Source organism: Dactylosporangium sucinum, from assembly GCF_014647515.1.
In the GTDB taxonomy this organism is placed as follows: Bacteria; Actinomycetota; Actinomycetes; order Mycobacteriales; family Micromonosporaceae; genus Dactylosporangium; species Dactylosporangium sucinum.
In genome coordinates this window covers 1-11,403 of record NZ_BMPI01000090.1, presented here as the reverse complement: position 1 = coordinate 11,403, position 11,403 = coordinate 1, and the positions used below count along the sequence as shown (strand labels likewise).

Below are 11,403 nucleotides of genomic sequence, written 5' to 3'. Positions count from 1 at the left end.
TTCTGGTCGAGGCGGCGTCAAGACACCCCGCCGCCCCGGGTCTTCGACATCGCGACGGGGGTCCTACCCGGCCCGTTCGGGCCAGACGCGCTGCCGGTACTCCGGGTCGGGATCGCGCAGGATCCGGCTTTCCCGCGGCGCCACACGCAGCACCGGGCGCTCGGCCACGTCGTAGGCCGGCCAGGATCCCAGGGGGCCGTCCGCCGAGCCCGTCCGGCAGAACTGGGCGATCATCGCCACCCATCGGTCGGCGAGCGCCGGGGCGTCCTGGTCGTCCGTGAGCGGTTCGTCCATCGCGCCCGGATCGCGCCAGCAGTTGAACGTCAGGCTGATGTCCACTCCGTGGGTGGATCGCATGCGCTGCCCGGCGATGACGGTCGGGACGTCGAGCTCGTACACGTGCGCACGGGCGCCCGCCCGCGCGGCGCCTTCCGCCGCCTCGACCGCGCCGCGCCGGAACAGGTCGGTCCACACGAGATCGTTGAATCGCGCGCCGTACCGCACACCGTGCTCGCGCCGCAGCCGCCGCAGGTACTCGCGCCGCTGGTCCCGTCCACCCGCCACGTGCGGAACGACCTGCAGCATCAGCAGATGCAGCATCGGCCCGGCGAGCGGACCGAGCCGCCGCAGACCCTGCCGGGTGAGGAACTCCATCGAGTCGCCCTCGTGGCACGCGTACCCGATCACCAGGTCCGGGGCCCGCTCCGCCTTGGCGGCGATGAGATCGGCCACCTTGCCGTGCAGGTAGGTCTTCGCCACTTCGCGCCGTCCTCGCGCCTTTGCCGCCAGGTCGAGCAGCTCCGGCCAGGAGCACTCGACAAGCCGGCGCTGCAACCGGTCCGGCGGCAGCCTGAGCTTCTTGGCGAGCTCCTCGAGGTGCCCACCCGGCCGCCGGTCGGACAGGGCCGGCGCGGAGGACGCGATGGCACCGCGGAACAGTCCGGCGGACACGGGGGATGCGCACAACTCCACGACCGAGCCGGCACCCGCGGACTCGCCGGCGATGGTGACGAACTCCGGGTCCCCGTCGAAGGCGCCGATGTGATCGCGCACCCATTCCAGGGCGGCCACCTGGTCGTAGAAGGCGAGATCTCCCGAGCCCTGGTATTCGGGCCCCCATGCCGAGACGTCGAGCTGGGCGAGCCCTCCGAGCCTATAGTTGATCGTCACGACGACGAGGTTGCCATGGCGGGCGAGCGCGGTTCCGTCATACTGGTTCGCGGCCCCGGAGCCGCCGGCGCCCCCGTGGATCCAGACGAGGACGGGTCGCGGAGTCGGGGAAGGCTCATCCGGCACATGGATGTTCAGATAGAGACAGTCCTCGGAGAAGCCTCCCGGCGGGGTCCGGAAGATGCCGCCGAACGGGGCCTGCGGGGCCATCGCCTTCGGCGTCGTCGCGTCGAAGACGCCGTTCCAGCCGGGTCCCGGTCGCGCACGCCGGAAGCGCACCGCCGGACCGGCGTAGCGCAGGCCCCAGAAGGTGCGAACACCACCACGGACGACCCCGCGCACCGTGCCCTGACGCGTGCGCACCTCGCACGTCGGCAGCGTCGCGGTTGCCTCCGGCATCTCGTGAACCCCCGTCATGGCACTCCCCCTCCGATGTTAGCGATGCACCAGCGGACTGGGGCCACACCCCAGCCAGTTAGCAATACGCTAATCGTCTTGCACGTTACGCGGCAGCCCGGGTCGGCGGCAAGCGAGCCCTCGGCGCGCGCTCGTTCGTTCGGTCCGCAGGCCGCGCATCGGTCTGAGCCGGTGCTTGAGTTGACTGCGGTCCGCCTCGACGCGGTTGTTGGCGTACTGCTCCAGGTGCAGCCACGCCGACAGCCGTAGCGGTGACGAGGCGGCACGATCTCACCGACGCGCGGTTTGCGCCGTGAGGCACTGTTGGTTCGAGCGGAGGTGGAGACCTTCGCCGCTGAACCTGTCGCAGCGCGACGCTGGAGCTGAGGGCAGCCTGATCCGGGTGGTGCCGGGGAGGGTGGGAGCAGCCCTGACAACGTCGGCTCCTCGTGATGCTGCTCGAGCCGGGCACCGGCGGCCGATCCGACCCGGCCATGCTGCACAAGGTCAGCCACGCCGGCCTCGACCGGCCAGTCGGAGTCGACGGCGGTGTCGGCGAGGACAACCTCGGCTCGGTCCTCGCCGCCGGCGCCACCTACATCGTCATCGGCCGGCGCCTGTTCGCCGACACCACGGCACACACCCTGAAGGAACCACGATGAGCACCAGCGTCGACAGCCCCTGGCTGGCAGTGCGCGACGAGATCACCGGCGTCCTCTCCGCCGTCTCGCCCGCGCAGATGGCCGCAGCCAAGGCCATGCTCGCCGACCGGCACCGCCGATGGTTCTGCTCCGGGCAAGGACGCTCCGGGCTCGTCGCGCAGATGGCGGCCATGCGGCTGATGCACGTCGGGTTCGACGCCCACGCCGTCGGCGAAGCAACCGCACCCTCGATCAGCCGCGGCGACGGCCTGGTCATGATCTCCAACTCCGGGGAGACCCCCGTCACGCTGCATTTCGCCCGGCTGGCCGCCGGCTTCGGCGCCCAGGTCCTCGCCCTCACCTCCCGCCCCACCAGCACCCTCGCCGGTCTCGCCAACACGGTGATCCACGTCCAGACCACCGAAACCGGCCAGTTCGGCGGCTCACTGTTCGAACTAAGCGCGCTGCTGCTGCTCGACGCGCTCATCCTCGAACTGACCGGCAACGACACCGACGCGCACGCGACGATGCGGGCCCGACACGCCAACCTGCAATAGGCGTCAGGGTTCCCGATACGAAACAACGAGCGGGCGCGGATCCTCCCTTTCTCGGCCGCGGCGAGTTCCGCCGCTCTCGCCGCGAACCGGCCGGTGAAGCTGACCGGGCGCACGCGCGGGTGGGTGACCGGCGACGGCCGTACTCGCTCGTCGCCGGACACCATGGTGCTGAAACCCTCGAGGAGTCGCCCACTCAGGAGTGCGGCGACTCCGGCCCGTTACCGTTGGCCGGCGCATCCCGCCACGGCTGCCGGCGGCGGTAGGTCACCGAGCGGAGGAGCCATTCCATCGGGCCGAACCGGAAACGGCGTAGCCACCACCGGCTCAGCACAACCTGGACGGCGAAGACACCGACCGCGATACCGATGGTGGCGAGGCTTCCCGTGGTGCCGATCAGGCCGAGGCCATAGCCGGTGAACAGAAAGGCGCACAGGACCGACTGTCCGATGTAGTTGGACAGAGCCATCCGTCCGGCCGGTGCGAGCAGGTCCGCCAAGCGGTGTCCGGGTCGGGTCCGCGCGGCGAGCAGCAGGCCGGCCGCGTAGGCGGCGGTGAGGGCCGGCGCGGTCAGCACGCTGGCACCACGTGCCGCGACGGACAGCGGATTCGCCTCGGCAATCGGGAACGCGGTGGACAGTGCGGCACCGGGCAGTCCGATCGCCAACCCGATGACAACCACCCGCCAGAGGCGGCGGGCCGGGATGTCAGCTCGGTCCAGCAGCCCGTACGCGCCAGCGGCCATGCCGCCGAGGAACAGCACCACGTAGTTCGGCAGGAGCAGCCCTACCGTCAACGGGACGAATCCGGCGAAGTCGCTCAGCCGTTGGCTGACGATGTCGGTGAACGAGCCCTGGTACGCGGCGATCGCCGCCGCAGACGCCCCTCGGTCGTCGCCGGCCGCCGAGTCGCCGGCACCTCCGGCCAACGCCCAGCCGAGCGCGAGAATCAGGTGCAGGGCGGCGAGGCCGACCAGCGACCAGGTGGCGGCGCGGGCCGCCGTACGGGCGGAGAGCCGGCGTAGGGCGAGCAGCACCACTCCGGCGATGGCGTAGCTGGCGAGGACGTCGCCGTAGAACAGGAACACCGCGTGGGTCAGCCCGAGGATGAACAGGAACGCCAACCTGCGCCGCATCCGGGCGACGTGCTGGGTACCCGCCCGCCGTATCTGGATGGCCAGGCCGTATCCGAACAACAACGCGAACAGCGCGTAGAACTTGTCCGAGAAGGCAAACGTGAGGACGTCCTTGACGACGCCCGCCGAGTGGTCGTCCGGCGGCGGCTCGCCTTGGAAGACCGTGATGTTCACGATCAGAATGCCCAGCAGGGCGAAGCCACGGAGAACGTCCAGGGCAACGATGCGTTCCGATCCGGATGCCGGTCCGGCCGTGGGCGGCCGTCGGATCGCCGTCGATTGGGAATTGTCCATGCCGGCAGCATCGGCGGGACGACCCAGCCGAGACATCCGGCAACCTACGCCCTCGGTGTCGGCGGATCGGAGCCGGCTTCCGGCGTTCACGTACAACTTTCTGCTGATGCAGGCCATCCGGGCCGCGACTACCATGGCGAGCCATGAGTCGGTGGTTCCGGTTCCGCGCGGACCACGGCCGTCCCGTGGACGCGGTGCTGGCGCTCGCCATCGGCGGATCGACGGCACTCGGCGACGGCGGGGCCGGTCGTGCATTCGGCCCGCACGAGATCGCCTACTTCGGCTGGCACCCGCCGATGTGGTTCGCGATCCCGCTCGGCGTGCTGGTCGGGACGACCGTCTGGTGGCGGCGCCGCCGGCCGGCGCTCGTTGTACTGCTCGGTGTGGTCGCCTGGGTGAGCACGGCGGCGTTCATCGCCGTGCTGTTCGCGCAGTACAACCTCGCGGAACAAACCCGGTCGTGGCGGCAGGTCGCGGTGAGCACCGTGCTCACCGCGACCGTGGTGGGAGTACCCATCTGGAGCGTGGGCGGAGCCGACGCGGCCGCGCCGCTGAGCGCGGCAATCTGCGCCGGCCCTGCCCTCCTGGGCCTGTACATCGGCACCCGGCGTGAGCTGATCGCCCGGGTGCGGGAGCGCGCCGAGCGGGTGGAGCGCGAGCAATACCAGCGGATCCTCCAGGCCCATAGTGAGGAACGTGCCCAGATCGCCCGGGACATGCACGATGTCGTTACCCACCGGGTGTCGCTGATGGTCCTGCACGCCACCGCACTCGAAGCGACCCAGGGACAGGATGCCGTCACCATCGGCCGGCGGGTCCGCACGATCGGACGCGAAGCCCTGGAGGAGCTGCGGTCACTTGTAAATGTTCTCCGCGCGGACGAGGAACCGCCCCTGGCGCCGCACCCCGGGCTCGCCGACCTGGCCGACCTGGTCGCCGCGTCCCGCCGCATCGGCCTGCCGGTCACCTTCGACCTGACCGACGAGTCCGGGACCCGGCCGCCCGCGCTCATCGACCACGCGCTCTACCGCGTCGTACAGGAGGCGCTGACCAACGTGCACAAGCACGCCGCCGGTGCGCGGACCCACGTCCGCGTTACCCACACTCCACGAACGTTATGTCTGGTGGTGAGCAACGACCGTGGCCGAGGTCCGGCCGGGACCGGCCTGCCCGGCGGCGGACACGGCCTGCTCGGTATCGCGGAGCGGGTACGGCTCGTCGGTGGCCAGATGACCGCGGGGCACTCGCCGCACGGTGGCTTCGAGATCACCGTCGAGGTACCGCTGACGCCGAGGCCGGACTCCGAGAACCTTCAATGAGCGAACCGATCCGGGTGCTTGTCGTTGACGACGAATGGATGGTTCGGGCGATGTTGCGCACCATCGTGCAGACCGCGCCCGACATTGTCGTGGTCGGCGAGGCGGCCGACGGCGACGAGGCCGTCGAACAAGCGCGGCGCCACCGTCCGGACGTCGTACTGATGGACATCCGTATGCCCCGCGCCGACGGCCTCACCGCTACCGAGCGGCTCACCCACCTCACCCCGCCGCCACACGTCGTGATACTCACGACGTTCGACCTCGACGAGTACGTGCACACCGCGCTGCGGCACGGCGCTGTCGGCTTCCTCCTCAAGGACGCCTCGGCCGAGGAAATGCTCACCGCAATCCGCAGCGCGACGCGCGGCGACGCCATGCTCTCCCCCAGGGTGACCAGGAGACTGTTGCGCCGGTTCATCACCGTCGACGCAGGACGCTCCGAGGCCAGTCAGCGCCTCACCGTCTTGACAAGGAAAGAGCAGGAGGTGCTCATCGCCGTGGGGAGAGGGTTGTCGAACACCGACATCGCGGCGAGCCTCCACATGAGTGAGGCGACCGCCAAGACCCACGTCAGCCGCATCCTGACCAAGCTCGGCCTCGCCAACCGGGTCCAGGCCGCCATCCTCGCCCACCAGGCTCGACTGCTCGACTGCTGACGGCGGCGGCGCGGGCGACCTTGAGCCCGCGAGCGGCACCTGGCTTCCGCCGCCTGGTCGAAGTAAGTAGCACCTGTCTGGGCACACTGGGACTATTGCGCGCATGACACAGGACGCGACATCGGCGGCGCAGGGGTGCATCTTCTGCGCCATTGTGGCCCGGCAGGCCGAGGCCAGTGTGGTGTACGAGGACGAGACCGTCGTGGTCTTCATGGACCTGAACCCCGTCACACCCGGCCATCTACTCGTCGTGCCACGCAAGCACGCGGTGGGCCTCGAAGACCTCGACGGAGCCACGAGCGCTCACGTTTGGTCGGTCGGTCATAACATGGCGCGAGCCTTGCGACGCTCAAGCATGCGCTGCGAGGGAATCAACGTCCTCCTCTGTGACGGCGAAGTCGCCTTCCAGACGGTCTTCCACTTCCACCTTCACGTCATCCCTCGCTACGCAGGAGACGGCTGGACCCTCAAGGCCGACTCGCCGGAACGCAAGAGGTCGCTCCTCGACAGCGACGCGCAAGCGATCAAAGACGCCATCGCGTCGACGGACTGACTGGTCACTTCCGCTCATGCCGCCGCCCGTGCGCGCCGGCTGCCAGAGCTTCGTCACAATACGCACTTGCCGTAGGAACGTGGTCATCGAACGCTCGATGTCCTGGCTGATGCGCACCGACGCCTGGTCCGCCGCTACGACCGCTACACCACCCACTTCGCCGCGTTCGCCACGATCGCCTGCACCCTCATCTGCTACCGCAAATTCATCAAACACCCCAAATGAGACACGGGTCTAGGCCCTCGCCAGGCGTTCGGACAGACGCGCGTTCGCCGCCGGCCATTCGGTTCGGAGCATCGTGTAGACCACCAGCGTCCGCTCATGCCGCCGTCCGAGCGCAACCGGCTCCTGAGAGCGGTCCCTCGCTGTGCGGCGCGAGCCGCGGCGTCCGTACCTCTGGCGCACGACTCTGGCCGATGAGCGCGCGGCCATGCTCATCAGCGGATACACACGCTTCGGGCACGACAAGGGGCGCCGTAGATCAGAAACGGCGGTCTTCGTCGAACCACTCGCTTGCGCGGGCTTCGGGGATGTGTAGGCGTCCGGCGAGGTCTTGGAAGGCGTCCCAGGCCTGCTCGCGATAGATGGTGTCGATCAGCCCGTACTCGCTGTCGATGGTGTTGAGATCGGCCACGAGGTCACGAAGCGCACGCTCGCCGACGGTGATCCAGTCGCGCGAGCGATCGCGGTCGCGCCACCAGTCGCGGACGAGGCTCGGGGTCCGGTGGGTGTCGCCGTCGCAGCCCCAGCCGACGTACGGGTCCGCTTGCGCCGAGACGATGACATCGCGCAGCTCGTGGACGTTGCGGGGCTGGCGGTACAGAAACTCCTGCTCGTCGTGGACGTCGTCGCCGTAGAGGACGTGTCGCGGCGCGTAGAGCCGGCCGAACCAGCAGCCGTCGGTCATCGCACCGTAGATGGGGCCTGGCACGTTGCGCCAGTTCCGGTCCTCCCACTTGCCCGGAAATGTCAGGTCGGGTCCGGGCCACAAACCATCCCACGGCCGCGCAGCGAACATGGCGGGGAGATGCTGCATCGGATCCCAGTACAGCGGCTCGTGCTGTAAAGGTGAGGTTGATCGACGCCGGTGCGGCAGCGCCATCCTGACCTCGATCCTACAGTATCGGCAGTGGGCGGGACCGACGTCACATCTACTTGCTAACTGGATGGGCCACACGGCGAGGCGCCTGGGTCCAGGCCCTTTTCCGGGTGGCCCACCAAGTCAGTGGAATTGATCGTTGACACCATTCTCGCACTTGTATCCGGCCGAACAGTTGTTGCCGCATGTTGTCGTGTATGTCGGGCCACGACCGTTGCATCTCGGGCAGCGAACCCACTTGGTTTTCTTGCCGCATTTCCTATTACGGCACTGCTGGTACTTGTCGCCGGTATACATCGAAATCACCGTCCAGGTCGTAATCGCAGATGAAGGCAATGAAACTTCGTGCGCGCTGCCGAAGGAGTCCTGCTGGGTGTCGAAACAGATCCTCAACGCAGCGGCGCTGTCAGTTGAAGAAGCTTTTCCAGTCGACCATTTCGTCTTCGAAGCGGTTACCCTGCCGGCGGATAGCCAATGCGCCGTCGGTCAGGGCGCCGCGCATCTCGGTCAATTGGTTGGCAACCAGGGGCCGGAACAGCGGTTCGCTGACGAGCCACCACCATGCGACCAGATGTTCGGGGCCAAATCGTGTTGCATCGAGCGTCAGCTGCACCCACTCGCCCCGTAGCTGCTGGCCTTCCGGTATGCGGTCGAGGACTTGGAACCAGGACGCCCATCCGACCACCATGAACATGCGGAGACGGTCGCGCAGCCAGGCCCGCCCCGCATTGTCGGCAGAAACCCCGGCTTCTGCCGCGATCCCCTGTAGGTACCGTTCCACATACGCCGCCGCCTCTGGAATCTTGGCTTGACCACGTTGCTGCACGGAAAGCCGGAGTTCGGCAAGTTCATCATTCGGCTCTGTCTTGCGGAAGAATGCCACCCTACTCCTTAGTAGTGGTATAAGCCGGCGGGCCAAGTTACGGTTGGGGCATCCGGGCGGCGATGTTGCCGCGGCTCTCCGGCACGAGGATGAGAGCCCGGATCCGGGCGGGCAGGTCCTGGATGTACGGGAGCAGGTCCGTGTACCGGGTGCCCAGATCTCGCAGGATCATCTGCGCATCGGTCGACCGGCGGTGGCTGTCGGCGAACTGGATCGCGGGTTGGTTGGCGGCTCTTGGTGCTGATGTATTCCTGCGCTTTGATGAGGATCAACTCGACAACCAGGTCAGGCATCGCTGCGATGTTGGCCGGGGTGACCGCGAATCCTGCGGTTCCGTTACGGACGGCGTTACGTGGCTACGCTCGTCCGCCACATCAAAGAACCCTCGCAGCACCTCCCTAGCCGGGCGGGGGGTCCGTCTGCCAAGACTGAACCGCCGACAATGGCCACAGCCACTATCCGCTCCGGAGTCGCGTTGGCCGGAGTGCCAGTCTCAGCGGCAGATGGTCACGGAATCAATAGCCGAATCAGCCAGCGCAGGCGCAACGTTCGTACCCGATGTCCGTTACCGGCATGCCTCTTACCCGTCCGTCCCGTTTACGTCAGCAGCCGTAGCGCCCGTTGACGGACGTCGACGTAGCGCTCGTGCACCTCCGGGGTACCGGCGGCAGCGACCTCCTCGGCCGCGACAGGCCACTGCGGCGGCTCGGCACCGCCGGACAGCGCCCAGGCCGCCTGGCGCGCCGCGCCGCGCGCGACGTACTCGCCGGGGCTCGGCACGCTCACCGGCGCGTCGAACAGCGCCGGCGCGATCGCCCGTACCGCGCGGGACTTGGCCGCGCCGCCGATCAGCAACACCCGGTTGACCGGGGTGCCCTGGGCGCGGAGCGCGTCGAGGGCGTCGGCGAGGCCGCCGAGCATGCCCTCCACCGCGGCCCGCGCCAGGTTCGCCGCCGACGCGTTCGCCCGGGTCAGCCCGGCGAGCAGACCGCGCGCGTCGGGCAGGTTGGGGGTACGTTCCCCGTCCAGGTACGGCAGGAGCGTCAACCCTCCCGCGCCCGGCGGCGCCGAGAGCGCCAACTCGTCGAACTCGGCCAGCGACCGGCCCAGCAACTCGGCGACCGCACCCAGCACCCGGGCCGCGTTGAGCGTGCACACCAGCGGCAGGAACCGGCCGGTCGCGTCGGCGTAGCCGGCCACCAGCCCGCTCGCGTCGGCGATCGGAGCCTCGCTCACCCCGAACGCGCACCCCGAGGTGCCCAGCGACACCACCACGTCGCCGGGCCGCAGGCCGACGCCGAGCGCCGCGCCCATGGTGTCACCGGTGCCGGCGGCCAGCACCGCGCCGGACGCGGTCTCGCCGACCGTCTCGGCGGGCCCGGCGACCCGGGGCACCGCCAGGTCCCGGCCGAAGGCGAGCTTCACCAGGTCCCGGCGGTACTCCCCCGTCGCCGGCGACCAGTACCCGGTGCCGGAGGCCTCGCCGCGGTCGGTCGTCGGCTCGCCCCCGTCCGCGCGCAGCCGGTGAGTGAGCCAGTCGTGCGGCAGCAGCACCGTGGTCGTCCGGGCCGCGAGCTCCGGCTCGGCGCGGGCGAACCAGCGCAGCTTGGTGACCGTGAAGCTGGCCACCGGCACCAGGCCGACCGCGTCGGCCCACGCCTGCGGGCCGCCGAACTCGCCGGTGAGGTCGACCGCGGCACGCGCCGAGCGGGTGTCGTTCCACAGCACGGCGGGGCGTACCACCTCGCCGGCCTCGTCGAGGCAGACCATGCCCTGCTGCTGCCCGCCGACACCGATCGCGGCGACGCCGTCCAGCAGCCCGGCGCTGGCCTGCTCGTACGCGGCCCACCACAACCGCGGATCGACCTCGGTGCCGTCGGGATGTGGCGCGCGGCCCTCGCGGAGCACCTCGCCGGTGTCCGCGTCGCACACCACGACCTTGGTCGACTGGGTCGACGTGTCTACCCCGGCAACCAGTGTCATCGCGTCAAGCCTCCGTAGCTCGCGGTCGAGGCCGACTGTACGCACACCAACGGGTTAGTTCAATACCCTTCCAAACCCGTCCGCCGCCCTCCAACGGCGCTCGTCCGGCGACGCCTGACACCAACGGCCGCTGGCCCTTGGCTCCCGCTCGCGGCTGCGGCGGGGCCAAGGGCCGCGTTCAGAAGGGGCCGGTCAGCTCAGGCTGAACCGCTGGTTGGCCCCGCCCCAGCAGTCGTACAGCTGGATCTGCTGGCCGTTGCCGGTGCCCCAGACATCCAGGCACCGTCCGGACTGCACGCCGGTGATGGTGCCGTTGGAGTTGACGTTCCACTGCTGGTTGGCCTGCCCGTTGCAGCTGTAGATCTGCACCGCCGAGCCGTTGCCCGACCCTGCGGCGTCCAGGCACATGTTGCCGTACACCGTCAGCTGCCGGCTCGACGTGTAGGTCCACGCCTGGTTGGTCTGGCCGTTGCAGTCGTACAGCTGGACCCGGGTGCCGTTGTTGTGCGACGCGTTGGGCACGTCGACGCAGCGGCCCGACTGGGCGCCGACGATCCGGTTCCCGCCCGCCGGCGGCGGCGACGAGCTGGACGAGGCCGACGGGGAGGCCGAGCCGCCGGTCGGCGAGGTGGTCGGTCCGGCGGCGTTGAGGGCGTTGAGCACGGAGTTGTAGGCGGCCTTCTTGTTGCCGCCGCCGTCGAAGAGCAGCGGGCTCTCGGT

The 11,403-nt window shown here is 69.3% G+C and carries 12 protein-coding genes; 5 read left to right on the top strand and 7 right to left on the bottom strand.

Annotation, left to right across the window (positions count from 1 at the left end):
• Positions 1–63 precede the first annotated feature (63 nt).
• Positions 64–1,587, bottom strand: a complete 1,524-nt coding sequence (locus IEZ31_RS49745; protein WP_190257162.1) for a carboxylesterase family protein — start codon at positions 1,585–1,587, stop codon at positions 64–66.
• A 431-nt stretch (positions 1,588–2,018) separates the two neighbouring features.
• Here IEZ31_RS49745 and IEZ31_RS49740 point away from each other — a divergent pair, with 431 nt between their 5' ends.
• Positions 2,019–2,228 (top strand): beta/alpha barrel domain-containing protein, encoded by a 210-nt coding sequence (locus tag IEZ31_RS49740; RefSeq protein ID WP_229837064.1) that lies wholly within the window; start codon positions 2,019–2,021, stop codon positions 2,226–2,228.
• Positions 2,225–2,764, top strand: coding sequence for an SIS domain-containing protein (locus IEZ31_RS49735; RefSeq protein ID WP_190257160.1), 540 nt, complete (start codon positions 2,225–2,227; stop codon positions 2,762–2,764). Before IEZ31_RS49740 ends, IEZ31_RS49735 begins: the two co-directional genes overlap by 4 nt.
• A gap of 193 nt (positions 2,765–2,957) precedes the next feature.
• Here IEZ31_RS49735 and IEZ31_RS49730 read toward each other — a convergent pair whose 3' ends face one another.
• A complete protein-coding gene (locus tag IEZ31_RS49730) occupies positions 2,958–4,190 on the bottom strand; it encodes a DUF418 domain-containing protein (RefSeq protein WP_190257159.1) in 1,233 nt (410 codons plus the stop codon).
• Between the two features lie 143 nt (positions 4,191–4,333).
• Between IEZ31_RS49730 and IEZ31_RS49725 the strand changes: the two genes are divergently transcribed.
• From IEZ31_RS49725 to IEZ31_RS49715, 3 genes are all read left to right on the top strand, one after another.
• The gene (locus IEZ31_RS49725) at positions 4,334–5,509 is read left to right on the top strand and encodes a sensor histidine kinase (protein ID WP_190257158.1); all 1,176 of its coding nucleotides are present in this window, start codon (positions 4,334–4,336) and stop codon (positions 5,507–5,509) included.
• Positions 5,506–6,165 carry a response regulator gene (locus IEZ31_RS49720; RefSeq protein ID WP_190257157.1) on the top strand — a complete coding sequence of 220 codons (660 nt, stop codon included), beginning with the start codon at positions 5,506–5,508 and terminating at the stop codon, positions 6,163–6,165. The genes IEZ31_RS49725 and IEZ31_RS49720 overlap by 4 nt, the downstream gene beginning before the upstream one ends.
• 103 nt (positions 6,166–6,268) lie before the next feature.
• Positions 6,269–6,718 (top strand): HIT family protein, encoded by a 450-nt coding sequence (locus IEZ31_RS49715; RefSeq protein ID WP_190257156.1) that lies wholly within the window; start codon positions 6,269–6,271, stop codon positions 6,716–6,718.
• A gap of 481 nt (positions 6,719–7,199) precedes the next feature.
• Here the strand turns inward: IEZ31_RS49715 and IEZ31_RS49710 are convergent, their stop codons facing one another.
• From IEZ31_RS49710 to IEZ31_RS49695, 5 genes are all read right to left on the bottom strand, one after another.
• On the bottom strand, positions 7,200–7,820 hold the full coding sequence (locus IEZ31_RS49710; protein ID WP_190257155.1) for a ferredoxin: 621 nt from the start codon (positions 7,818–7,820) through the stop codon (positions 7,200–7,202).
• A 403-nt stretch (positions 7,821–8,223) separates the two neighbouring features.
• Entirely contained in the window at positions 8,224–8,700 is a 477-nt protein-coding gene (locus IEZ31_RS49705) for a hypothetical protein (RefSeq protein WP_190257154.1), read from the bottom strand.
• 37 nt (positions 8,701–8,737) lie between these two features.
• Positions 8,738–8,872 carry a hypothetical protein gene (locus tag IEZ31_RS58745; RefSeq protein WP_268241763.1) on the bottom strand — a complete coding sequence of 45 codons (135 nt, stop codon included), beginning with the start codon at positions 8,870–8,872 and terminating at the stop codon, positions 8,738–8,740.
• Between the two features lie 425 nt (positions 8,873–9,297).
• Positions 9,298–10,683 (bottom strand): xylulokinase, encoded by a 1,386-nt coding sequence (gene xylB, locus IEZ31_RS49700; RefSeq protein WP_190257153.1) that lies wholly within the window; start codon positions 10,681–10,683, stop codon positions 9,298–9,300.
• A 192-nt stretch (positions 10,684–10,875) separates the two neighbouring features.
• A partial coding sequence (locus IEZ31_RS49695; RefSeq protein WP_190257152.1) for an RICIN domain-containing protein occupies positions 10,876–11,403 on the bottom strand: 528 nt, incomplete at its 5' end.

What these genes read in the sequence shown, in the direction of transcription:
- IEZ31_RS49735 (WP_190257160.1), top strand. Translation starts at nt 2,225, where the DNA reads ATGAGCACCAGCGTCGACAGCCCCTGGCTGGCAGTGCGCGACGAGATC.
- IEZ31_RS49730 (WP_190257159.1), bottom strand. Translation starts at nt 4,190, where the DNA reads ATGGACAATTCCCAATCGACGGCGATCCGACGGCCGCCCACGGCCGGA.
- IEZ31_RS49745 (WP_190257162.1), bottom strand. Translation starts at nt 1,587, where the DNA reads ATGACGGGGGTTCACGAGATGCCGGAGGCAACCGCGACGCTGCCGACG.
- IEZ31_RS49710 (WP_190257155.1), bottom strand. Translation starts at nt 7,820, where the DNA reads ATGGCGCTGCCGCACCGGCGTCGATCAACCTCACCTTTACAGCACGAG.
- IEZ31_RS49740 (WP_229837064.1), top strand. Translation starts at nt 2,019, where the DNA reads ATGCTGCTCGAGCCGGGCACCGGCGGCCGATCCGACCCGGCCATGCTG.
- IEZ31_RS58745 (WP_268241763.1), bottom strand. Translation starts at nt 8,872, where the DNA reads ATGATCCTGCGAGATCTGGGCACCCGGTACACGGACCTGCTCCCGTAC.
- xylB (WP_190257153.1), bottom strand. Translation starts at nt 10,683, where the DNA reads ATGACACTGGTTGCCGGGGTAGACACGTCGACCCAGTCGACCAAGGTC.
- IEZ31_RS49715 (WP_190257156.1), top strand. Translation starts at nt 6,269, where the DNA reads ATGACACAGGACGCGACATCGGCGGCGCAGGGGTGCATCTTCTGCGCC.
- IEZ31_RS49725 (WP_190257158.1), top strand. Translation starts at nt 4,334, where the DNA reads ATGAGTCGGTGGTTCCGGTTCCGCGCGGACCACGGCCGTCCCGTGGAC.
- IEZ31_RS49720 (WP_190257157.1), top strand. Translation starts at nt 5,506, where the DNA reads ATGAGCGAACCGATCCGGGTGCTTGTCGTTGACGACGAATGGATGGTT.